We start from the raw sequence: 22,798 nt of genomic DNA, 5'->3' as shown, positions 1-22,798 counted from the left end.
CATGGACAGTAAACTGCTCGAATACTACAACCGAGAGCTGGCGTATCTGCGCGAAATGGGCGCGGAATTCGCCGAACGCTACCCGAAAGTGGCGGGCAGGCTCGGTATGCGCGGGATAGAAGTCGCGGACCCGTACGTCGAACGCCTGATGGAAGGCTTCGCCTTTCTCACCTCCCGCGTACAGCTCAAAATGGACGCCGAATTTCCGCGTTTCTCCCAGCGTCTGCTGGAGATGCTCGCGCCGAACTACCTGGCGCCGACGCCGTCGATGGCCATCGCCGAACTGCATCCGGACAGCGCCAAAGGGGATTTGAGCAACGGATTCGTGGTGCCGCGCGGCACCATGATGGACAGCCAGCTGCTGAAAAAGAACGGCGTCACCTGTAGCTATGCCACCGCGCATGACGTCCGCCTGCTGCCGCTGCACATAAGCCAGGTAGAGCTTGGCGGCGTGCCGGCCGACGCGCCGCTAAGCCAGCTCGGTTTAAGCCAGCGCGGCGCGGTCAGCGCCCTGCGCGTGCGCATCGCCTGCGACGGCCCGGTGATGCTCAATCATCTCGATTTCGACCGTCTCGATTTCTTCCTGAGCGGGCCGGATCTTCAGGCGCTGCAACTGCTGGAGCTTTTGATGGAGCACCGCGTCGGCATCTTCTGCCAGACCGTCGGCCCGAAACCGGCGCGCGTGGTGCTTGGCGACGACGCGCTGCGTCAGGAAGGCTTTGACGCCGACCAGGCGCTACTGCCGGACGATCTGCGCAATTTCGACGGCTATCGCCTGTTGCAGGAATACTTCGCCTTCCCGGCGCGCTTTCAGTTCTTAAGCCTGAGCGGCCTGACAAAACTGCTGGCCCAGAGCGGCCAGTCGAATGCGTTCGATATCATTATTCTGCTGGATAAAACCGACACGCCGCTGGAGCGGGTGGTGGATAAAAGCCACCTGGCGATGCACTGCACGCCAGTTATCAACCTGTTCCCGAAAATCGCCGAGCGCCAGAAGCTCACCGAAGGCTTAAGCGAGTATCACCTGGTGGTGGACAACATCCGCCCGCTTGATTACGAGATTTTCTCGGTCAGCAAAATTTACGCCAGCGAAGACGGCCAGCGCGACGATCAGGTGTTTCGCCCGTTCTGGAGCACCTGGAGCCGCGACGGCGGCAACTACGGGGCCTATTTCTCGCTGCGCCGCGAACAGCGCGCGCTGTCGGAACATGCGCTGCGCTACGGCACGCGTACCGGCTATATCGGCTCCGAGGCGTTCGTCTCGCTGGTGGACGCAAGCCACGCGCCGTGGCGCGACGAGCTGCGCTACATCACTGCCGAAGTGATGTGCACCAGCCGCGACCTGCCGCTGATGCTGGCGCAGGATATGGGACAGTTTGTGCTGCCGGATTCCATGCCGGTGCGCGCGCTTACCATGCGCAAAGGGCCGACGCCGCCGCGCCCGGCGCTGGCGGAGGGCTTCAGCACCTGGCGGCTTATCAGCCAGCTGCAAATGAACTATTTAAGCCTGATGGACGCCGAAGACGGCGAGGGCGCCGCCGCGCTGCGTCAGCTGCTCGGACTGTACGCGCGTCTCGCGGAGGCGCCGGTGGCGCGCCAGATAGACGGCATTCGGCACTGCGTGCTGGAGCCGGTGCATCGCCGCGTACCGGAGCCAGGCCCGATTGTCTTTGCGCGCGGCGTCGGCATTACGATGACCGTCGACGAACAGGCGTTTTCCGGCTCCAGCCCGTGGCTGCTTGGCAGCGTGCTGGAGCGCGTCTTCGCGCGGCTGGTTTCCATGAACAGCTTCACCGAATTTACCCTCAAGAGTCAGCAGCGCGGCGATGTCGGCTACTGGGGGCCGCGAATGGGTAAAAGGGCGCTGTTATGAGCGAAACGCTGCCACAGAACGCGCCGGTAAAGCGCGTGTCCCGTCTGCCGGAAGGGTACTGGCAACAGATGATGGCGGCGCCCTGGCGCTACGATCTGTTTCAGATGCTGCGCCGTCTCGACGCGCAGGGCGGCGAGCGTTACCGTTTAGGCCGCGCGCCGCTGCCGCGTTTTGAGCCGCTGCGTATCGGCCAGCAGCCGTCGATGGCGTTTGCGCCCTCGACGCTTGCGACAGTCAAACCGCGCGAAAACACGCCGCTGTATGATGTGTCGATTTTAAGTTTCGGTCTGTTTGGCCCGAATGGCCCGCTGCCGGTGCACCTCACCGAATATGCGCGCGAGCGGCTGTATCATCATCAGGATGACAGCATGAGCGCGTTTGCGGACCTGTTCCACCACCGCCTGACGCTGCTGTTTTACCGCGCCTGGGCCGACGCCCAGCCGACCGCGTCGCTCGACCGCCCCGACGGGCCGCGTATTGAAAAATATCTCGCCTCGCTTATCGGCATGGGCCAGCCGGGGCAGATGGAAAAGGGCAGCCTGAGCCATCACGCGCGCTATTCGCTGGTCGGCCATCTGACGCGCAACGGGCGCGACGCTGAAGGGCTCGAAAAAATCCTGCGCCACTACTTCCGCGTACCGGTGAACATCGTACAGAACATCCCGCAGTGGATGCCGTTAACCGAACGTGAGAAAGCGCGGCTCGGCGCGGGCCGCCGGCTGCCGCGGCTCGGTGAGGCGGCGTTTCTCGGCGTGGCGGTGCGCGACGTACAGCATAAATTCCGTATCGAACTCGGCCCGCTGGATGAAGAGACGTACCAGCGTTTTCTGCCCGGCGAGCCGTGGGTTGAGGAGCTGCGCGACTGGGTGCGTCAGTACATGGGCATTGAGTACGAGTGGGAGGTGCGCGTTATCCTGCGCGCCGACGCGGTAAAAGGCGTCACGCCGGGCGGCACCGGCCGCCTGGGCTACAGCGCCTGGCTTGGTAAGCAGCCTGACCCACAGCCGCGCGGCGATCTGGTTTTTCGCGCGGAAAGGTAATCACGCTTCGCTCCGTTTTTACGCTGTCCTCGTCGGGGCGAGGAGTACAACATTTAACGTCATCTCCGCCTGCGTTTTTCTGAAAAATATCGGGCGTAAATTAAGCCAGACACCAGAATTCATGCCTGCCCCGAATCTGCCTTTTCCTGACAGGAAAACGGCCGGGGAGGGGCATTGTTATCTGACACACACTTCATCATCTTCAAACGGAACCGATCATGTCAGAAATCAGCCGTGCCGTACTGTTCGGCAAACTGGATACGCTGTTGTTTACCTCGCTGGAAAGCGCCACCTCCTTCTGCAAGCTGCGCGGCAACCCGTATGTGGAGCTGGCGCACTGGCTGCATCAGCTGATGCAGCAGCAGGACGGCGACTTACAACATCTGATCCGCCATTTTTCACTGGATGAAGAGGCGCTGAGCCGGGATATCGTGGCGGCGCTGGATCGCCTGCCGCGCGGCGCGAGTTCCGTTTCCGATCTCTCGGAGCATATCGACAGCGCGGTTGAGCGCGCGTGGGTGTACGGCTCGCTGAAATTCGGCGTGACGCGTATTCGCGGCGGGCATCTGCTGATCGGCATGCTGAAAACCTTCAACCTGGCGAATGTGCTGAAAGGCATCTCCAGCCAGTTCAACCGCATCAGCGCCGATCTGCTGGTGGAGCAGTTCGACGCCATTTTCGCAGGCAGCAAAGAGGCCCAGCAGGCGGTCGCCGCCGCGCCGGACGCGGCCGGTAACGCCCCGGTGCAACAGGGAACGCTGGCGCAGTACGGCCAGGATCTCACTGCGCGCGCCCGCGAAGGCAAAATCGACCCGGTCGTCGGGCGCGATGAAGAGATCCGCCAGATGGTGGATATTCTGATGCGTCGCCGGCAGAACAACCCGCTGCTGACCGGCGAGGCGGGCGTGGGTAAAACCGCGGTCGTGGAGGGCCTCGCGCTGCGCATCGCCGCAGGCGACGTGCCGGAGCCGCTGCAAAACGTTCAGCTGTGGCTGCTGGATATCGGCATGTTGCAGGCGGGCGCGGGCATGAAGGGCGAGTTCGAAGCGCGCCTGCAGGGTCTGATTAACGAAGTGCAGTCCAGCGCCACGCCGATTGTGCTGTTTATTGATGAAATCCACACGCTGATTGGCGCTGGCGGCCAGCAGGGCACCGGCGACGCCGCCAACCTGCTGAAACCGGCACTGGCGCGCGGCCAGTTGCGCACTATCGGCGCGACCACCTGGGCGGAATATAAAAAATACATTGAGAAAGACCCGGCGCTGACCCGCCGCTTCCAGACCGTGCAGGTGCACGAGCCGGACGAAGAAAAAGCCGTGCTGATGCTGCGCAGTACCGTGTCGCCGCTCGAAAAACATCACCGCGTGCTGCTGCTCGATGAAGCGGTCAGCGCGGCGGTGAAACTGTCTCACCGTTACATTCCCGCCCGTCAGTTACCGGATAAAGCCGTCGCGCTGCTGGATACCGCCTGCGCCCGCGTCGCCGTCAGCCAGAGCGCGCCGCCGCCGCAGTTAGAAGATTGCCTGCACCGTATCGCGGCGCTGGATGTCGAAGCGGAAATCGCCGAGCGTGAAGCCCGCGTCGCCGTGGGCGACAACGATCGCGTGGCGCGTCTGAAGGCCGAGCGTGAGGCGCTGGAAGCCGAACGCGACGCCCTGACCGCCCGCTGGGAAGAAGAGCGGGCGCTGGTGGATGCCATCATCGCCCTGCGCGCCGAGCTGCATATGGCCGATGAAGAAACCCAGCCTGCGCTGCGCGAGACGCTGGCGGAGCGCCAGAACGCGCTCGCCGCCGTCAAGGGCGACGCGCCGCTGCTGTTCGCCGCCGTGGACGCTAACGTGGTGGCGGCGGTGGTTTCCGACTGGACCGGCATCCCGCTGGGCCGCATGGTGAAAAACGAAATCGACGCGGTGCTGAACCTCGCCGACACGCTGAACCAGCGCGTTATCGGCCAGCGTCACGGGCTGGAGCTTATCGCCAAACGCGTGCGCACCTCCCGCGCGCGTCTGGATGATCCGAACAAACCGGTGGGCGTCTTTATGCTCTGCGGGCCTTCCGGCGTCGGTAAAACCGAAACCGCGCTGGCGCTGGCTGAGTCGCTGTACGGCGGCGAGCAGAACGTCATTACCATCAACATGAGCGAGTTCCAGGAAGCGCACACCGTCTCGACGCTCAAAGGCGCGCCTCCGGGCTATGTGGGGTACGGCGAAGGCGGCGTGCTGACTGAAGCGGTGCGTCGTCGTCCTTACAGCGTGGTGCTGCTGGATGAAATCGAAAAAGCGCACCCGGACGTGCATGAGATTTTCTTCCAGGTGTTCGATAAAGGCTGGATGGAGGATGGCGAAGGCCGCCATATCGACTTCCGCAACACGATTATTATCCTGACTTCGAACGTTGGCACTGACCTTATCAGCGCCATGTGCGCCGACCCGGAGCTGATGCCGGAGCCGGATGCGCTGAGCGGCGCGCTGCGCCAGCCGCTTTTGCAGGTTTTTCCGCCCGCACTGCTGGGCCGATTGCTGGTTGTGCCGTATTATCCGTTAAGCGACGCGATGCTGGCCGAGATTGTGAAATTGCAGCTTAAGCGGATCCAGCGTCGTCTTTCGGAAAATCACGGTATTATTTCCGAATTCGACGACAGCGTGATTACCCAGATTGTGGCGCGTTGCACCGAGGTGGAGTCCGGCGGCCGTATGGTCGATGCGATTCTTACCAACACCCTGCTGCCGCAGATGAGCCAGATATTGCTCACCGCCAGCGCGCAAGACGAGAAATATCGCCGTCTGCGCGTCACCTTCGAGCAGGGTGAGTTTCAGTGTCAGTTTGCGGCGTAACGCCATCATCAAGCAGAGAGTTTTCCAAACATGACGGATTACGAAAACAACCGGACTGTACCCAACGCCCTGCCGATTGGTTACCGTTTCAATGAGTTTGAAATTAAGGAAGTGATTGGTGGTGGCGGTTTCGGCATTGTCTATCGCGCCTGGGACCATCAGCTTGAGCGTACCATTGCGATTAAAGAGTTTATGCCGTCGTCGCTGGCGGTGCGTAATGACGATATGCGCCTGGTGTTGCGCAGCGACCGCTTCAGCAAGGCGTTTACCGCGGGCCTGAACAGCTTTATCCAGGAGGCGCGCCTGCTGGCGCGCTTCAACCACCCGAACCTGCTGCACGTGCTGCGCTTCTGGGTACAAAACGACACCGCTTACATGGGCACCGTGTTCTACAGCGGCACGACGCTCTCGCGCCTGAGCAAACAGCATCCGGAAATGATCAACGAGGCGTGGATCCGCCGCACACTGCCGATGCTGTTCGGGGCCATCAAAACGATTCATGCCGAAGGCTACCTGCACCGCGATATCTCGCTGGATAACATCCAGATCCAGGATAACGGCCTGCCAGTGCTGCTGGATTTCGGCTCCGCGCGCCGCAGTATCGGTAATATCTCCGATGAAACCGAAACCATGCTGCGCCCGGGCTTCGCGCCGATTGAGCAGTACACCGACGACAACGAAAGCGAGCAGGGCCCGTGGACCGATATCTACGCGCTCGGCGCGGTGCTGCATACGCTGATCATGGGCTCGCCGCCGCCGGTGAGCGTGGTGCGCAGCATCGCCGACAGCTATCGTCCGCTTGCCGAACTGCGCCCGGAAGGCTACTCGCTGCCGCTGTTGCAGGCCATTGACCGCGCGCTGTCGCTGAAAATGGAAGACCGCCCGCAGTCGATTGATGAATTCGCCGCGCTGATTGAAATGCCGGTGGCCGGGCTGGACGACGTAATGAGCGTCAAAAAGCCGGGCACGATGCTGGTGCCGGTGGAAGAAGAAGAGACAACGCCTGCCGCCGAAACCGGCTGGCGCCGCTACAAAGTGCCGGGGCTGATTGCCGCAGGCGTGCTGGTGGGCCTGATTGCGGGCGGACTGCTGTTCAGCGGAGGCGCGGATACCCCGGCCCCGGAAACGGCCAGCAACGACAGCGCGCCGCGCGAGCAGGCGCCGGTTTCGCCACCGGTGCAAAACACTACCACCGCGCCTGCGACCACCACGCAGGAGGCCACGCCCGCGCAGAATGCGCCGGTGCAGGGCGCGCTGGTGGCGCAAATCTACGTGCGCATGAGCGACGGCGAACAGCTCTCGCTTAACGGCAAAACGCAGACCGTGACGCCTGCCGAGAACGGCTTCGCTTCGCTGCAACTGCCGACCGGCGAGTATCAGCTGGTTATTAAAGGACACGGGCAGGCGCGCAGCCAGACTATCAATGTTTCCCGTCCGGGCACCTGGCTTGTAAACCCATAAGGATGCCGGGAGGCGTTCAGGGCTGCGGGTTTGCGCAGCCCACCCCGCGACGCCTCCCGTCCTGACTCCGGCGTGTTACTTCCTCTGAATGCCGGCAGGCGAATACCCGCTACAGGACAAAGCGTATGTACCACATCAAAATTGTCTCTATTTTCCGTGAGAACGTCCCGCCCGCGCGTTTTGAAAGGATCATGCGTCCTGACATCGCCGCGCAGTGGATAAACTCCGTGCCGGATAACACCGTGCGCTCGCTGTTTTCGCGTTACGATCGGTTTCAACCGACGACCCGTTCCAGCCCGTATCAAACCGGGCGCGACCTTCGCAAGCTGGTGGCGCAGGAGTTCTGGTACGGCAACCTGGTGGCGATTGATGAAAGTTCGCGGCCCTGGTCGTCCACGACCGAGCTCTATTACATCAACCAGAAAGGGGAACTGACCCCCACGCACGCGCCGCGATCTTTGTCGTTCCCTTTAGGCTATATCATCGTTCGCTACGGCGAGATGGTGCGCGCTTATGGCACGCTTCCGCCGCCGACGGTCAGACCGGCGCAGGTGGTGAAATCAAAAGCCGCTGCGGGCCCTGAGCTGGCGACGCCGGGCAAAGACATGAAGCAGACCGCCGCGCAGCTTAAAGCGATGACCAAGGCGGAACGCTGGCAGGCGCGTAAAGATCTCATCAGCAAGGGCAACGCCAGTATCTACCCCGATGCGCAGATAGCCGCGAAGCGCCTTGCGGATAACAACATCGCCGTCGAAAAAGCCAAGCTTGCGGAGAACGTCTACAAGACGGTAAACCCGCTGGAAGCCACACCTGGCGTGCCGGAGGGCTGGAAAGATATCAGTAATGACGCTGATGCCCTGAATAAGCTCGGCCTGAAAAGCAAAATGCTGTATGACGACCCCGCCTCGCCCAATTTTCTGGCGCGCGTCTACGAGCCTGACCAGGCCGTCTTTGGCAACGATATGAACCCGACGGTGGTCTTCAGGGGCTCAAGGGAGCCAGAGTTTGCCTCTGTGGGAGATAACCTCTCTTCGCTGTGGAATAAAGGCGAGCTTGCGCCGGTGAAAAACGGCGCTGACTGGTCAAACAACTTTGCGCAAGGGGTGGGTAAAAATTCCACCTATTACCAGAGTGCGGTGGGTATTGGCGACACGCTGGCGAAATCTGGCCAGAACGTGGATATCGCCGGCCACTCGCTCGGCGGCGGCCTGGCATCCGCCACCGCCATGGCGAGCGGCAAACCGGCCTGGACCTTTAACGCCGCAGGGCTCAACAGCGGCACCGTGGAAAAATATGGCGGCACTGTGCTGGGTAAAACCGATGATATCCAGGCTTACCGCGTTGAGGGCGAGCTGTTGACGAAAGTGCAGGAAGTGAATGTCTGGGAAGATCTTAAGACAATGAAAGGCCTCCCTGGTCCGACCCTGCTTAAAGAAGGCGTTTCTGCACTTAGCCCAAACGCCGCAGGTATTCCACACGATCTGCCTGGCGGTACGGGGAGCGCGCTTGAACGCCACGGTATCGGCCAGGCCATTAACTGTATTGAGCAGCAAAAAGACGAAGATATTGCCATCATCGGGGGGCGCCTGTGAAAACGCTTTTTTCATGCTGCCTCGCGCTGTGTTTTACCTTCATGATTCAGGGGTGTAAGCAAGATATGGATTTAAATCCGCAGGATTATTTCAGCGGCCAGCAACTGACGCTTGCGAAGGCTATCGAAGACGGCAACGTGGAAGACGTCGAAAAACTCGCGCCGCAAACCGAGCTTAATAAACCCGGCCAGCAGGAGATGACGCTGCTGTTCTGGGCGCTGGGTAACGCCATTGAGGATAAAAGCCCCGCCCGGTTAAAGATGATTACCTTGCTGGTTAAGGCCGGCGCCGATCCCCTGCAGCCGCGTCCGCAGGGACAAAGCAGCCCGGCTGAATTTGTGCTCAACGCTGACAGCGGCGTCTGGATCAAGGCGATGCTCGACGGCGGTTTATCACCGGATGCGAAAGATAAACAGTTCCATGAGCCCATTATTTTTGAAACCATCAAAGCCAAAAATACGGAAACGCTGAAAGCCATGCTGGATGCGGACGCGAATATCAACATCACCGATTCGCTCGGCAATACCGTGCTTATCGAGGCGCTGGATTTTCACGCCTATGACCATGTTCTGCTACTGCTGGACCGCGGGGCTGACCCGGAGATCCACGGTAAATTCGGCTGGACGATGGGTAACCAGCTTGAGCGTTTCCTGAAGCGGGCAAAAGAGGGCAGCGACGAATATCAAAAGCTCACTGAAATAAAAGAGAAACTGATCGAGCATGGCGGGAAATGGCCGCCTGCGCCGGTTAAATAATTCCCGCAACGCCTTACCCGCTGACACACGCCTGCATAAGCCCCTGTTTATGCAGGCGTATTAGCCTCTGAAGCACGCGTTTGTCCCACTTCTCCTTTTGCTGCTACACACATCTGCACGCATAAAACATTACGGAATGAAGATTATGCTCAACCGAATCACCGTTCAGCTCCCGGTCGAGGGGCTGCTTTTCTGGAAACTCTCCGGGCGCGAGTCGCTGTCGGAGCCGTTTTTATTCACCCTGACGCTGCTCGGCACCGACGCACGCGCCGAGCGCAGCGCGCTGCTGGGCCAGCCGGTGACGGTGACCATCCCGACCCAGGCGCTGATGACGCCGCGCTACCTCAACGGCAAGGTGACGCGCGTGGCGGTGAGCGCGGTGGAGATGTCGGGCACCCGCTACGCGGCGTACGAGCTGACGGTGGAGCCGGACCTGTGGCCGATGCAGCGCGACCGCAACCTGCGTATCTTCCAGGGCCAGACGGTGCCGCAGATAGTGAAGACGTTGCTGGGCGAGAGCCGGGTGAACGTCGAGGAGCGGCTGTCGGGGAGCTACCGGGTGTGGGAGTACTGCGTGCAGTACCAGGAGAGCAGCCTGGACTTCATGAGCCGCCTGCTGGAGCTGGAGGGCATCACGTATCACTTCCGCCACGAGCAGGACCGCCACACGCTGATTCTCACCGATGCGCCGGGGCAGTACGAGCCGTTCCCGGGCTACGAGACCATCCCGTACCACGTGACGCCGTCGGGCGGCACCACGGACGAAGAGGGTATCAGCCAGTGGGCGCTGGAGGACAGCGTGACGCCGGGCATCTACAGCCTGGACGACTACGACTTCCGCAAGCCGAACGCGTGGCTGTTCCAGGCGCGTCAGAACCCGAAATCACCGCAGCCGGGGAGCATCGACGTCTACGACTGGCCGGGCCGGTTTGTGGAGCACGGCCACGGGGAGTTCTACGCCCGCATCCGCCAGGAGCGGTGGCAGGTGGAGCACCGCCAGACGCAGGGCACGGCGACGGCGCTGGGTATCGCGCCGGGGCACACCTTTGTGCTGCGCAACGCGCCGTTCTTCGGCGACAACGGCGAGTACCTGACCACCGTTGCGCACTACCACTTCGAGGAGAACCGCTACGCGAGCGGGGCGGACAGCAACACCATCCACGAGACGCGCTTTGAGGTGATACCGGCGGACGTGCCGTACCGCCCGGCGCAGAAGACGCCATGGCCGCGCACCTACGGCCCGCAGACGGCAAAAGTGGTGGGTCCGCAGGGCGAGAGCATCTGGACGGACAAATACGGCCGGGTGAAGGTGAAGTTCCACTGGGACCGTCTGTCGAAGGGCGACGACACCAGCTCAAGCTGGGTGCGCGTGTCGAGCGCGTGGGCGGGCCAGGGCTTCGGCGGGGTGCAGATACCGCGGGTGGGCGACGAAGTGGTGGTGGACTTCATCAACGGCGACCCGGACCGCCCGCTGATAACCGGTCGCGTGTACAACGAAGCGAGCATGCCGCCGTGGGAATTACCCGGTGATGCCACACGCATGGGCTTTATGACCCGCAGTAAAGACGGACATCGCGACAATGCCAGCTATCTTTTCTTTGAAGACAAGATGGGCGATGAGTTGCTGGATATGCATGCCGAGAAAAACATGAATATCTCGGTAGAAAACGACAAAACAGTCGCGATTGATGGCAGCCGCACCACCACTATCGGACGTGAGCAAAAAGACGAAGTGACGGGCGATGCTTCTTTCCATTATGGAAAAACGCGAACAACGACTGTTGAAGATGTTGAAACCAGAACATTAAATAATAGTGAAATCACTAAAATTAATAATGGACGTAAGCTTGAGATAACTAGTGGCGGGGATGAAAGCAAAATAACTGGGAATGCTACGTTGCATCTGGATGGCGATAAGAAAGAGACTGTGAATGGGAAAAAAGAAGAACATGTGACAGGTGCAGTCAATGTGAAAATTGATGGTGCATGGACACAGGTCACTCAAGGGGAAGTATTAATAAAATCTCCTAAATTGATTAAAATTCATAGTGATACCAAGGTCATGATTGAGGCACCTGAGTTTGAACATAAAGATAATAAGAAGACGCGAGAATCAAATGTTGTAATGGAGTTTATTAATCAAAGTTTTTCTACTCAGACGTTTGGTGCTTCCTATAAATTTGCAGATGCTGGAGTTACTCAATTTGGTGCTGAAGTAAAAGGAATAGTATATTCAGACACTTATTTTGATCTGGCTACTGAAAAAGGCAAGGTTACGCTTAATAGAGGGCTTCGCGTTGTAAACGACGTCCTAAGCATAAAACTAGCCCGATTAAATATTTGGAGTTGATATGACAACGAAAGTTATCGTCGCGATACTGTTAGTAGGTTTTTTTGTATACACGATTGGCAAGTCCTTTTATAACGATGCATTGATCCGAAAAAAAGGAACAATTGTTACAGCGGTGGTTTTAAAATCAGTGCAGTTAAGCAGTAACGAAACTGGTAATATAAACGGTTCTTTTGTCGTAAAGTTCAATGACCCTAAAAAAGGAGAAAGAGTGGTTGGATTCGAATCGACGATTCCCCAGTTATATGCGCCTCGTGTTCAACCTGGTTGTGAAATACAACTAAGATATCTCGGGGATGGCGATATAGTGAAGGCGAATTTCATTTTTGAATAAGGGATGAAGATAAAAAGTGCACTGGATTTTGTACGTTGTTTACGGCATTCCGATTGGGTTGTTTAGTTTTCTGATTGGTTATTTATTGATTCGGGACCGGAAGAGAAATCGCATTAAGCAGAACATACAGTGCAATGGTGTCGATACCACGGCGGTCATCACCAAAGCCCGGAGTCGTTCAGGTGGTGCGGGATGTCTCAACATTACGCTTGAAATTACCTACCGCACTGAAACAGGAGAAGAGGTTCGTAACCGGGCCGATGCGGTAATTAATGCTATGGATACGGCAAATTACCAGCCCGGAAAAACCGTTGCGTTGCGCTATCTGAAAAGCGATCCGTTAAAGGTAATTTTGGATATTCCTCATCCCTTGCGCCGTTGATTTACCGTTGCCGCCAGCGCGTACAGAGACTGAGAAAGACCTCATCCTCTGGTTAACGCACTTATAAAAATAAGGCGTCAGTCATTTTCCTTCAGGGCTGTTGAGCTCTGTCTCTGCTTTCTTTGTCGTTCATAAAGGACACATGGCATGAAAATCGTTAAGCCCCTGCGCCTGAGCGTACTGAACCGGCCTTTTCGCTGGGAGGGGAAAAACTATCTGGGCGTATCGGTTATTGCCCTCGCGGACATGGGGCCCAGCCCGAAACTGCGACCGGAGGTTGAACTCTGGCAACTGGCGGCGAGTGAGCTGCAAACCAGCGGTGGGATTATCGACATGGCCATCCCGAAAGTGCGCGCCGAGTTTCTGGCGACCGGCCATGCCTACACCCACCATCAGCAGGAAAAAACCGCCTGCGCGGTGCGTATTGATGTGGAGAACCTTAGTAAAACGCTGGCCGTCTTCGGCGATCGCTACTGGGCGGGCAGCAAGATGACGATGCCCCGGCCTTTTGATGAGATGCGTCTTGACTGGAGCCGCGCCTACGGCGGCGAAGGTTATGAAGAAAACCCGCACGGCGTCGGGTTCCGGCCCGAAATCCATCAGGGGCATGAGTTTCGTCGTCTGCCGAATATCGAACCTTTCGAAGGGCGCATGATATCGCCGAAACAGAAGCCGGAGCCTGCAAGCTTCGGGCCGCTGGATATTCTCTGGCCGCGCCGGTTCGGCCGCATGGGCAAAAAGTATGACGCCAGCTGGCTGCAGAACGATTTCCCCGGCTTTGCGAAAGATATCGACTGGAAAGTGTTTAACGCCGCAAGCCCTGACCAGTGGTGGCAGGATCGGGATACGCTGCCGCCGCAGGCAAAATGGCGCATCTGGAATATGCACCCTGAAAAGCCGCTTCAGGAGGGCGCGCTGCCGCCGTGGCAGGCACGCTGCTTTATCAATCGCCAGCGTGGCGATGAAACCCTTTTTGAAGAGGTGGCGCTGCGGGCGACCACCGTCTGGTTCTTCCCGCATCTCGAACAGATGATGCTGATCTGGCAGGGGCACATCCGCATTAATGAGGATGATGCGGCTGACGTGCTGCAACTTCTGCCAGCGATGGAAAAGGTGGGCGCATCGCGTTCGGTCAATCACTACCGTAAAGTGCTGGCCCAGCGTATGGATAAAGAGAAAGGGGCGCTGTTCGCCTTTCGCGAGAAAGATCTGGTGCCGGAGGATGCTATCGGTCCCTGGATCGACAGCGAAGTGGAAGAGTCCGCCAGCCCGATGCGCGACAACATGAATAATCGCGCCAGTCAGCTTCGCGAGCAGCACCGCGCCCGTATTGAAGCCAGCGGCGGTGACGTAAACGATCTGCTGGGAGATTTCGAAGAGCCCGCAATGCCGAAGCTGGATGAACTCCCCGAGTTTATCGAAAAGATGGAAAAGCAGGCCGCAGAGATGCAGGCGAAAGCCGAAGCGCGTAAACGTGAAATGGAAGCGCGTTTCCCGCAGGGAAATAACGAAGATGACCAGCCGCGCGGCCCGGAGGCCATGCACCGTATGCAGGAGATGCTATATCGCAACCGCGACAGCCTCGGTGAGAAGAAGCTGGCGCAAAGTCGCGACGCGCTGCATCAGATGTACCTGATGTCCGTTCAGCACCAGCCGCCGGCACGACGCCTGAAAGGCGATCTGGCGCAGATTATCCGTCAGCGCGCTGAACGTACCCTGGCGCAGGGCGGGGATTTCAGCGGTATGGATCTGACGGGCGTGGATTTCTCCGGTATGGATTTGCGTGGTGCGAATTTCAGTAAGGCGCTGCTGGAATGCGCCGACCTCAGTCAGTGCCAGCTGGACGGGGCGAATTTCCACGGTGCGGTACTGGCGCGGGCCGAGCTGCATCATGCCTCACTGCATGAGTGCAATTTCGAAGGCGCAAGCCTGTCGCTGGCCCAGTGCTGCCACAGCGATTTTAGCGGCGCACGTTTTAAAGACACGCAGTTGCAGGAGGCTCTGCTGGATGACTGCACGTTCGACGACGCCACGCTGGAAGGGCTTCTGTTACGGGAAACCTGGTTTACCCGCTGCCGGTTCCACCGGGCAACGCTCGACAGCTGCGTCTTCCTTGAGTTGACGTTGCCGGGGCTCGATTTCCACCAGGCGCGTCTGCATAAGACGACGTTTGTGAAATCAACGCTCGAAGCGGTGAATTTCAGCGAAGCGATGCTGGACGGCTGCTCCTTTGTGGAAACGCACGCCGACGAGGCCCGCTTTGTCAGCGCGACCTGGATAACCTGCGCGGCGGCATCGGAAAGCACGTTCAACCGTGCCGATTTCACCCATACGACGCTGCGGCAAAGCAACCTGCGCCAGACGGCGCTGTGTGGCGCAAGCTTTGCGCTGGCAAAACTTGAGAACACCGATCTCAGCGAAGCCGACTGCCGTGGCGCCAGTTTTGAGCGCGCCTGTATGGTGGGCAGCATGTTTATTCGTACGGATTTCCGTGGGGTGGATTTTACCAACGCCAACCTGATGGGGGCGTTGCTGCAAAAAAGCCAGCTGGGCGGGGCGGATTTTAACGGCGCTAATCTGTTCCGCGCGGATCTTTCCCAGTCGTTCACGAATGATGAGACCCGCATGAACGGCGCGTTTACCAAACGCGTAAAAACCCTGCCGAAGCGTGACGGAGAAGTGGTATGACAACGCTCAGCGCAGCGGAGCTGCAACAGAAAATCAAAAACGGCGAAGCCATCAGCGAACTCGCATTAGACGGGCTCGATTTACAGGGCTGCGATCTGTCGGGAGGGATTTTTCAGGACGTGTCGTTCACTGGCGCTAACCTTCGCGACGCAAAGCTACATGAGACGCTTTTTACCGAATGCACGTTGGATCAGGCGACTCTCAGCGGCGCGCATCTGGAGCAGACGGTCTTTAACCAGTGTGAGCTTAATAATATTCACGTGCGTGAAACGACGCTTAAAGAGTGTGTGTTCAACCAGTGCGCACTCAGTGGCAGCGATTTTTCACATAGCGCGTTGTTAAGCACGCAGTTTATGAACTGTACGCTTAACGACAGTCACTTCATGCAGGTGCAACTCGACCGTAGCGTCTTTTTTGAATCGCCACTGGAAAACGTCGTACTTAGCGGCTGCCAGAGTTTGATGGCCACGTTTTATGGCATCGATTTGCGTACCACGTCGCTGGAGCACGGCACGTTTGAGCGAACCGTGTTTTTTGACTGCGACCAGCGCGGCAAAAACTATTCGCAGCAGCAGTTTGTCGGTTGCCAATTTACGGACTGCCAACTGGAAGGCGCGCGGTTTGAAGGCGCGCAACTGCCGCAGTGCAATTTCAAAGGCGCAACGCTTAAAGGTGCTCAGCTTCAGCGCGTTAACGCCAGCCAGGCGCTGTTTATGGAAGCCGATCTGAGCGAGGCGCAGTGCCAGAACAGCGTGTTTGATCAGGCGATCTTTGTGGGGGCGTTGCTGCAACAGACAGACTTCAGCCACAGCCGGTTATTCCAGTGCATTTTCCAGCAGGCGAGTGCGGCGGGTGCCCGGTTTATCCAGAGTGACCTGACCTACAGCGACTTTTCCGGTGCCGATCTGCGTCTTGCCGATTTACGCGGCGCCACTTTTTCCCGCACCCGTTTACACCGGGCGCGCCAGGACAATGCCCTGTTTTCCAATCGTCAGGGCATTCTGGAATATGACGAAGAATTATTGACGGCTGAAGCCTGGAGCGCGCAGCGCCAGAGCCGTATCTAAGGAGAGAACATGAGCAATATTAATCACAAGCTGGCCCAGACGATTACACCGCCTGTTCAGGCGTCCGGCACCGTTACCCACTGTTTCGCCGACGGCAGTCTGATGGTGGAAAGTGAAGGCCGCGGCTGGCATTGCCGCCGCGCCGCCAGTTGCGTTATCGCGCCGCAGGCGGGCGATACGGCGCTGATTGCCAGCGTCGATAATCAGCTTTGGTTGCTGGCGGTGCTGGAGCGCGCCAATCCCCAAAGCGCGGAGCTTAGCGTACCGGGCGATCTGCATATCCGCAGCGCAGGTGAACTCAGCCTCAGCGGCGAGGCGCTACGCGTCAGCGCGCAGCAGGGCGACTGCCACATCAGCGAGATGAAATACAGCGGCGATAAGCTCTCGGCATGGGTAAGCCTTTCGCGCATCGTTGGCAAGCGCGCGGAGTCAGTCTGGCAGACGGTAACGCAGATAAGCCATAACCTGTTTCGCTCCACACGGCAGACAGAGCAGGTGCGCGCAGGCCAGCTGGATATGAAAGCTGAAGATTACGCACGACTGCATGCGCACAATACGGTGATTACGTCCAAAGCGATCACCAAAGTCGATTCTGAACAGATCCACATGGGGTAATCACTATGTTCGCTAACTGCCAGCTGTTTGGCATGGATTTGGCGTTTCCGGACGTCTGCCTGACGCCAATGCCTGCACCAACGCCGATCCCTTACCCTGATATCGCACTCGGCCCAACGGCCATCCCCAATGCGCTGAATATTCTCTTTATGGGTATGCCCGCGCATAACATGGCAACGGTCACGCCGCTCACCAACGGTGATAACCCAGGTGTAGCGACGGGTGTCGCCTCAGGTACGGTCATGGGACCGTCGCGCCACCTGACGGGCGCGTTTACCGTGCTGCTTAAAGGTACGCCCGCCACGCGCCTGACCAGCGTCAGCCTGCAAAACTCAACCAACGCTGTGGGAATGCGTATTGTCCCAAGCCAGTTCAAAGTATTAATGCTCGCCCCCTGATTCGGCGACTGGTCGCTCAGAGAAAAGTCCCCGGAGCCGGGCTTTTGCCGCAGGCAGGGGCCCGGCTTTTCTGCCTGAAGCCTGTGCAGAGCGCTGTTTTTAAGACCTAAAAAACGCGGGTGACGCGTGCTTTTATACAATTGACTGGCGATGACTTACGCTATCAGAGGCAACGGAATGTTCTTTGCAGTATTTGTTTTTTTCATGGCGTGTGCGCTGTATATCATCTGGAAAGGTAAAACGTCCTTTACCCGCAGGCAGTGGCTTTTCTTTGGTCTTAAGCTTATCGGCATTTTTATTCTTTTCGGCGTCGTCTCTTTCGTTTTTCTCGCGATGGCGCTCGTCTGGAATATTATCTCGCCTGACGCAGCTGAACATTATTCATGCACTGTGTTTCTGTCAGCCATGGTGCTGTGGGGATTACAGTTTGCTGCTGTGTGCATAAACACGCAGTTTTTTCTTATTATGAAATTTCATGAGAATTTCAATCAGGATAATTATCAGACAATACAGTCAGCCGTTAAAAATGTCCGCCCGCTGGCGCCATTACTACTCAGGGTGGCGCTTTCGCTGGGCGCCGCGCTGATTTATTACGGGATATGGCTAGACCAGTTTCATCCGTAATGACAGGGTACACAAATGGCCCTGGCAAAAGAAAAAGTAATCGTTTCTTAACGTCATCACGGTAAACAGGTAGCGCCTGGTTACTGGCCATGCGCGTATTCGCCAGTAAACCCCCTGGCGGACCTGTCATGTTCCCCTGCTATATGGACTGAAGTTATGCTCAACCGAATCACCGTTCAGCTCCCGGTCGAGGGGCTGCTTTTCTGGAAACTCTCCGGGCGCGAGTCGCTGTCGGAGCCGTTTTTATTCACCCTGACGCTGCTCGGCACCGACGCACGCGCCGAGCGCAGCGCGCTGCTGGGCCAGCCGGTGACGGTGACCATCCCGACCCAGGCGCTGATGACACCGCGCTACCTTAACGGCAAGGTCACCCGCGTGGCGGTGAGCGCGGTGGAGATATCGGGCACCCGCTACGCGGCGTACGAGCTGACGGTGGAGCCGGACCTGTGGCCGATGCAGCGCGACCGCAACCTGCGTATCTTCCAGGGCCAGACGGTGCCGCAGATAGTGAAGACGTTGCTGGGCGAGAGCCGGGTGAACGTCGAGGAGCGGCTGTCGGGGAGCTACCGGGTGTGGGAGTACTGCGTGCAGTACCAGGAGAGCAGCCTGGACTTCATGAGCCGCCTGCTGGAGCTGGAGGGCATCACGTATCACTTCCGCCACGAGCAGGACCGCCACACGCTCATTCTTACCGACGCGCCGGGGCAGTACGAGCCGTTCCCGGGCTACGAGACGATTCCGTACCACGTGACGCCGTCGGGCGGCACCACGGACGAAGAGGGCATCAGCCAGTGGGCGCTGGAGGACAGCGTGACGCCGGGCATCTACAGCCTGGACGACTACGACTTCCGCAAGCCGAACGCGTGGCTGTTCCAGGCGCGGCAGAACCCGAAATCGCCGCAGCCGGGGAGCATCGACGTCTACGACTGGCCGGGGCGCTTTGTGGAGCACGGCCACGGGGAGTTTTACGCCCGCATCCGCCAGGAGCGGTGGCAGGTGGAGCACCGCCAGACGCAGGGCACGGCGACGGCGCTGGGTATCGCGCCGGGGCACACCTTTGTGCTGCGCAACGCGCCGTTCTTCGGCGACAACGGGGAGTACCTGACCACCGTTGCGCATTACCACTTCGAGGAGAACCGCTACGCGAGCGGGGCGGACAGCAACACCATTCACGAGACGCGCTTTGAGGTGATACCGGCGGACGTGCCGTACCGCCCGGCGCAGAAGACGCCGTGGCCGCGCACGTACGGCCCGCAGACGGCGAAGGTGGTGGGCCCGCAGGGCGAGAGCATCTGGACCGACAAATACGGCCGGGTGAAGGTGAAGTTCCACTGGGACCGTCTGTCGAAGGGCGACGACACCAGCTCAAGCTGGGTGCGCGTGTCGAGCGCGTGGGCGGGCCAGGGCTTTGGCGGGGTACAGATACCGCGCGTGGGCGACGAGGTGGTGGTGGACTTCATCAACGGCGACCCGGACCGCCCGCTGATAACGGGGCGCGTGTACAACGAGGCGAGCATGCCGCCGTGGGCATTGCCGGCGGCGGCGACGCAGATGGGTTTCTTAAGCCGGTCCAAAGACGGCTCGCCGGACAACGCCAACGCCCTGCGCTTTGAGGATAAAGCGGGCGAGGAGCAGGTGTGGCTGCACGCGGAAAGAAATATGGATACCGAAGTGGAGAATGATGAAACCCATTCGGTCGGCAGCAACCGCACAAAAACCATCGGCGCGAATGAAACCACGACGGTGAAGAAAAACCGGACGGAAACGGTCGTCGAAAATGAAACCATCACGGTACACCAGAACCGTACCGAGACGGTGGACGGCAATGAGACGATCACTATTCATTCCAACCGGACCGAAACGGTCGATCAAAATGAAACCGTGCGTATCGGCCAGAACCAGAGCGTGACCGTCAACGGCGCGCAGACGCTGCGCGTCGATAAAACCAAAACGGAGACGATAGCGCTCGCCTCCATGCTCAACGTCGGGCTCGCGCAAAATACCAATATCGGCGCGGCGTATGTCCTGAACGTCGGGGCGGGCTGGATGACCAACGTCGGCGCGATGCAGATGCACAACGTGGCGCTCAAATATTCGGTGAATTCGGGCAAAGATCTCAGCCTGTCGGCCGGGACGACGGCAGATTTCAGCGCGGAAGAGAAAATAACGCTGGTCTGTGGGGAGTCGATGATTGTGCTGGAGCAGAACGGCACCATCACGCTGAGCGCCAATAAGATCAAGCTCGTCGGTGAAAAAGTCATCGATATCGACGGCACGGAAATCAACATCAACTGATATGGAAAACTTTACTAATCTCAGCGCCTTTCCGGCCATGCTGTTCGATTCGTTCGACCAGAACGACCACGGCTTCAGTACGGTGGTCGCCAGAGTCAGTTACGATCTTGATATCGCCACAGGCGCGCTGACGCTCTGTGACGATCAGGGCGAACTGATTGAGCAGGATATGCATTACGGCGAGCCGGGCTACAGCAGCGTAAGGTTTGAAAGCGATCTGGCGCCCTATAAGCCCTGGATGGATGTCGTGATTAATGCGAATGCCTGGGCACCGCAGGATAAGCCAGCGCGGAGCTTTACCGTCGGCGCGCAAATTGGCGACACGACGCGCCTGCTGCGCATCCACGGGCCGCGGGAGTGGTGGAAGGTCGTGGCGGGCTGGAGGCTGACGGATCCTGAGCCCATTCAGACACTGGCGTTACGCTATGAATACGCGGCTGGTGGCTTATACACGCTGCCTGACGGTCATGTTATCGCTGCCCAGGAAAATACGACCGGCATGGGGTGGTACCCGCGCGAGGTCAGAAAACATCTCAAAAAAGACAGGTTACCCGCTCCGCAGATTGAGTGGGTCACGCAGCCGGTGAAGAAAATCGATGAAGCCGGGCTTGCCGCCGGGTTTGGCTTTTATGGTCGCGGCTGGCAGGGACGCATTGAACATGCGGGCACCTATGATGAAGAGTGGAAACAGCACCGGCACCCTTTTTTACCGAAGGATTTCCGCTTTGATTACTGGTGCGGCGCGCATCCGCTGTTGCAGTTTCCTTTGCCCGCACCGTTAAGCGCGGTACCGGTGACGCTAAAATACCTTATCTCCGCGCGTGACAAAGCCGATCAGGAGATTCGTTTTCAGGTGCCGGTTGAAAGCCTGTTCGTTTTTATCATGACGCAGAAAGGCGCCGGGGTCGCGCAGGATATGGCGCTCGATACGCTGGTGGTGGATGTGCCTTCGCGTAAAGTGCATTGCAGCTACCGCACCGTCATGTCGGAGCTGATGGAGCCGGTGATGACCGAGCTACGCTTTATTGCCCGTGGCGAAAGAGCGGCGCAAATAGCGCGCGCGCGTCAGCTGAATAACGATCGTGAATCAGCGGATTTTGTCCCATTGCCCCCTTCATTATTAAACCTGAAGGAGAAAGGCGCCCATGGCTGAGAACTTTGCCGCCCGTAAAAACGGAAAATATAAGCTGGTTGGCCTGGCGCCCGATTTGTGTTTCACGCCGGGCATCCAGCCGCCGGTGCCGTACCCGGTCACGGCAACGCTTGACCCTGCTAAAAGCACCGTCGATTCGGTGAATTTTGGCAGTAAGCCCGCGTTTGTGTATAACCAGAGCTTTGTACCAACCACGATTGGCGATGCGGCCGGACGTAATAAAGGGGTGGTGAGCGGTACGGTGGAAGGCGACTGCTGGTCTATTGAACACAGCCCGGATACCAACGTCGGCGGGCACCCGCTTAACCGCGTACAGGATACGTTCGCCATGAACGGTAAAGCCAACGGCGGGCGCGGCGGGAACTACACCAAGAAAGAGACCTGGGAGCGGCGCAAGGCGCTTATCGCGAAGGGCAAGCAAAGCAGCGACCCTAAAGCGCAGGCCGCGGCGCAGCGGCTTGAGCAGAATAACGTCGCGGTGGAAAAGGCGCGCCTCGCTGATTACGTTTACGAACCGCGCGACCCGTCGAAACCGACGCCGGAAATCCCGACGGGCTGGAAAGATATCTCTAACGACCCGCAGGCGCTCGCAAAATACAACCTTTCGCCTAATGACTTACGCGAGAACGGCGCACCGCAGTTTCGCGCGCGGATGTATGAGCCAGACGAAGCCGTGTTCGGCAAAGATATGTCGCCCTCGGTGGTTTTCCGCGGCACGCAGTCGGGGCCGGACTGGGGCGTCAATGCTAAACAGGCGTTTGGGGTCAGCAACCCGTACTATAAAAAGGCGGTTGAGATTGGCACCTCGTTAAAAAGGGCGAAGACGCCTGTCGACTGTGTCGGGCACTCGCTGGGCGGCGGGCTCGCCTCCGCCTGTTCGCGCGCCAGCAACAAGCCGGGCTGGACCTTCAACGCGGCGGGCCTTAACGGCGGAACGGTGGAGAAGTACGGCGGTAAAATTCTTGAGAAGAATGTGACGTCTGAGAATATCAACGCCTACCGGGTTAAAGGCGAAGTGTTAACCGGCCTCCAGGAGCCCGGCGTGCTGGGCACCCTGGGCCTCGTGGGCGGGCTTGGCGCGCTGGGCGCAAAATTTGGCGGCCTGTTTGGCGGGCTCATTGGTGCCGGGCTCGGGCTGGTTATCGCCGCACTCCCGGCGGCGGTGGGTAAAAAACATGATATGTCGGGCGGCAAAGGCAACCCTGTGAATCGCCACTTTATGAGCGAGGTCATCCCCTGTATCGAAGCAGAAAAAGCAGAGGATGAGGCTATACTGATGGCTTTATAAGGAGCTCAAAATGAAAACATTTCGAAGGCTAATTTGCAGTCTCCTCGCA

General features: G+C 58.7%; 17 protein-coding genes. All 17 read left to right on the top strand.

Features of this window, described 5'->3' with window-relative positions:
* The first annotated feature begins 1 nt into the window (after position 1).
* Positions 2 to 1,873 carry a type VI secretion system baseplate subunit TssF gene (gene tssF / locus AFK63_RS18075; protein WP_038866231.1) on the top strand — a complete coding sequence of 624 codons (1,872 nt, stop codon included), beginning with the start codon at positions 2 to 4 and terminating at the stop codon, positions 1,871 to 1,873.
* Positions 1,870 to 2,913, top strand: a complete 1,044-nt coding sequence (gene tssG, locus AFK63_RS18070; protein ID WP_038866230.1) for a type VI secretion system baseplate subunit TssG — start codon at positions 1,870 to 1,872, stop codon at positions 2,911 to 2,913. The genes tssF and tssG overlap by 4 nt, the downstream gene beginning before the upstream one ends.
* A 218-nt stretch (positions 2,914 to 3,131) precedes the next feature.
* Positions 3,132 to 5,747, top strand: a complete 2,616-nt coding sequence (gene tssH / locus AFK63_RS18065; RefSeq protein ID WP_038866228.1) for a type VI secretion system ATPase TssH — start codon at positions 3,132 to 3,134, stop codon at positions 5,745 to 5,747.
* A 30-nt stretch (positions 5,748 to 5,777) separates the two neighbouring features.
* On the top strand, positions 5,778 to 7,208 hold the full coding sequence (locus tag AFK63_RS18060) for a serine/threonine protein kinase (protein WP_038866226.1): 1,431 nt from the start codon (positions 5,778 to 5,780) through the stop codon (positions 7,206 to 7,208).
* A gap of 125 nt (positions 7,209 to 7,333) precedes the next feature.
* Positions 7,334 to 8,800, top strand: coding sequence for a phospholipase A(1) (locus AFK63_RS18055; RefSeq protein ID WP_038866224.1), 1,467 nt, complete (start codon positions 7,334 to 7,336; stop codon positions 8,798 to 8,800).
* 41 nt (positions 8,801 to 8,841) lie between these two features.
* Entirely contained in the window at positions 8,842 to 9,555 is a 714-nt protein-coding gene (locus AFK63_RS18050) for an ankyrin repeat domain-containing protein (protein WP_407638555.1), read from the top strand.
* A 145-nt stretch (positions 9,556 to 9,700) separates the two neighbouring features.
* Positions 9,701 to 11,905: a type VI secretion system Vgr family protein gene (locus tag AFK63_RS18045; protein ID WP_082319602.1), complete on the top strand. Its 2,205-nt coding sequence runs from the start codon at positions 9,701 to 9,703 to the stop codon at positions 11,903 to 11,905.
* A 1-nt stretch (position 11,906) separates the two neighbouring features.
* Positions 11,907 to 12,239, top strand: coding sequence for a DUF3592 domain-containing protein (locus AFK63_RS18040; protein ID WP_038866215.1), 333 nt, complete (start codon positions 11,907 to 11,909; stop codon positions 12,237 to 12,239).
* A gap of 16 nt (positions 12,240 to 12,255) precedes the next feature.
* Positions 12,256 to 12,621: a DUF3592 domain-containing protein gene (locus AFK63_RS20845; protein WP_071603754.1), complete on the top strand. Its 366-nt coding sequence runs from the start codon at positions 12,256 to 12,258 to the stop codon at positions 12,619 to 12,621.
* Positions 12,622 to 12,768: 147 nt separating this feature from the next.
* Complete coding sequence (locus AFK63_RS18035) at positions 12,769 to 15,309, top strand: DUF2169 family type VI secretion system accessory protein (RefSeq protein ID WP_038866214.1); 2,541 nt, start codon at positions 12,769 to 12,771, stop codon at positions 15,307 to 15,309.
* The gene (locus AFK63_RS18030; RefSeq protein ID WP_038866213.1) at positions 15,306 to 16,376 is read left to right on the top strand and encodes a pentapeptide repeat-containing protein; all 1,071 of its coding nucleotides are present in this window, start codon (positions 15,306 to 15,308) and stop codon (positions 16,374 to 16,376) included. The genes AFK63_RS18035 and AFK63_RS18030 overlap by 4 nt, the downstream gene beginning before the upstream one ends.
* Before the next feature lie 9 nt (positions 16,377 to 16,385).
* Complete coding sequence (locus AFK63_RS18025) at positions 16,386 to 16,991, top strand: DUF3540 domain-containing protein (RefSeq protein ID WP_007679143.1); 606 nt, start codon at positions 16,386 to 16,388, stop codon at positions 16,989 to 16,991.
* 5 nt (positions 16,992 to 16,996) lie between these two features.
* Positions 16,997 to 17,389 carry a DUF4150 domain-containing protein gene (locus AFK63_RS18020; RefSeq protein ID WP_007679141.1) on the top strand — a complete coding sequence of 131 codons (393 nt, stop codon included), beginning with the start codon at positions 16,997 to 16,999 and terminating at the stop codon, positions 17,387 to 17,389.
* A gap of 177 nt (positions 17,390 to 17,566) precedes the next feature.
* Complete coding sequence (locus tag AFK63_RS18015; RefSeq protein WP_053531590.1) at positions 17,567 to 18,013, top strand: hypothetical protein; 447 nt, start codon at positions 17,567 to 17,569, stop codon at positions 18,011 to 18,013.
* A gap of 156 nt (positions 18,014 to 18,169) precedes the next feature.
* A complete protein-coding gene (locus AFK63_RS18010) occupies positions 18,170 to 20,308 on the top strand; it encodes a type VI secretion system Vgr family protein (RefSeq protein WP_053531589.1) in 2,139 nt (712 codons plus the stop codon).
* Position 20,309: 1 nt separating this feature from the next.
* Positions 20,310 to 21,461, top strand: coding sequence for a DUF2169 family type VI secretion system accessory protein (locus AFK63_RS18005; protein ID WP_038866201.1), 1,152 nt, complete (start codon positions 20,310 to 20,312; stop codon positions 21,459 to 21,461).
* Positions 21,454 to 22,749 (top strand): PAAR-like domain-containing protein, encoded by a 1,296-nt coding sequence (locus AFK63_RS18000; protein ID WP_038866199.1) that lies wholly within the window; start codon positions 21,454 to 21,456, stop codon positions 22,747 to 22,749. The genes AFK63_RS18005 and AFK63_RS18000 overlap by 8 nt, the downstream gene beginning before the upstream one ends.
* The last annotated feature ends 49 nt before the right edge of the window (positions 22,750 to 22,798 follow it).

It is taken from the genome of Cronobacter muytjensii ATCC 51329, from assembly GCF_001277195.1.
GTDB lineage: Bacteria > Pseudomonadota > Gammaproteobacteria > Enterobacterales > Enterobacteriaceae > Cronobacter > Cronobacter muytjensii.
Note: the sequence above shows the minus strand (reverse complement) of the source record. Positions and strands in the feature narration are given on the sequence as shown.

Excerpts from the sequence above, each read along its gene's own strand:
- AFK63_RS18045 (WP_082319602.1), top strand. The coding sequence starts at position 9,701 with ATGCTCAACCGAATCACCGTTCAGCTCCCGGTCGAGGGGCTGCTTTTC.
- AFK63_RS18060 (WP_038866226.1), top strand. The coding sequence starts at position 5,778 with ATGACGGATTACGAAAACAACCGGACTGTACCCAACGCCCTGCCGATT.
- AFK63_RS18030 (WP_038866213.1), top strand. The coding sequence starts at position 15,306 with ATGACAACGCTCAGCGCAGCGGAGCTGCAACAGAAAATCAAAAACGGC.
- AFK63_RS18035 (WP_038866214.1), top strand. The coding sequence starts at position 12,769 with ATGAAAATCGTTAAGCCCCTGCGCCTGAGCGTACTGAACCGGCCTTTT.
- AFK63_RS18020 (WP_007679141.1), top strand. The coding sequence starts at position 16,997 with ATGTTCGCTAACTGCCAGCTGTTTGGCATGGATTTGGCGTTTCCGGAC.
- AFK63_RS18015 (WP_053531590.1), top strand. The coding sequence starts at position 17,567 with ATGTTCTTTGCAGTATTTGTTTTTTTCATGGCGTGTGCGCTGTATATC.
- tssF (WP_038866231.1), top strand. The coding sequence starts at position 2 with ATGGACAGTAAACTGCTCGAATACTACAACCGAGAGCTGGCGTATCTG.
- AFK63_RS18055 (WP_038866224.1), top strand. The coding sequence starts at position 7,334 with ATGTACCACATCAAAATTGTCTCTATTTTCCGTGAGAACGTCCCGCCC.
- tssH (WP_038866228.1), top strand. The coding sequence starts at position 3,132 with ATGTCAGAAATCAGCCGTGCCGTACTGTTCGGCAAACTGGATACGCTG.
- AFK63_RS18050 (WP_407638555.1), top strand. The coding sequence starts at position 8,842 with ATGATTCAGGGGTGTAAGCAAGATATGGATTTAAATCCGCAGGATTAT.
- AFK63_RS18040 (WP_038866215.1), top strand. The coding sequence starts at position 11,907 with ATGACAACGAAAGTTATCGTCGCGATACTGTTAGTAGGTTTTTTTGTA.
- AFK63_RS18005 (WP_038866201.1), top strand. The coding sequence starts at position 20,310 with ATGGAAAACTTTACTAATCTCAGCGCCTTTCCGGCCATGCTGTTCGAT.
- AFK63_RS18000 (WP_038866199.1), top strand. The coding sequence starts at position 21,454 with ATGGCTGAGAACTTTGCCGCCCGTAAAAACGGAAAATATAAGCTGGTT.
- tssG (WP_038866230.1), top strand. The coding sequence starts at position 1,870 with ATGAGCGAAACGCTGCCACAGAACGCGCCGGTAAAGCGCGTGTCCCGT.
- AFK63_RS18025 (WP_007679143.1), top strand. The coding sequence starts at position 16,386 with ATGAGCAATATTAATCACAAGCTGGCCCAGACGATTACACCGCCTGTT.
- AFK63_RS18010 (WP_053531589.1), top strand. The coding sequence starts at position 18,170 with ATGCTCAACCGAATCACCGTTCAGCTCCCGGTCGAGGGGCTGCTTTTC.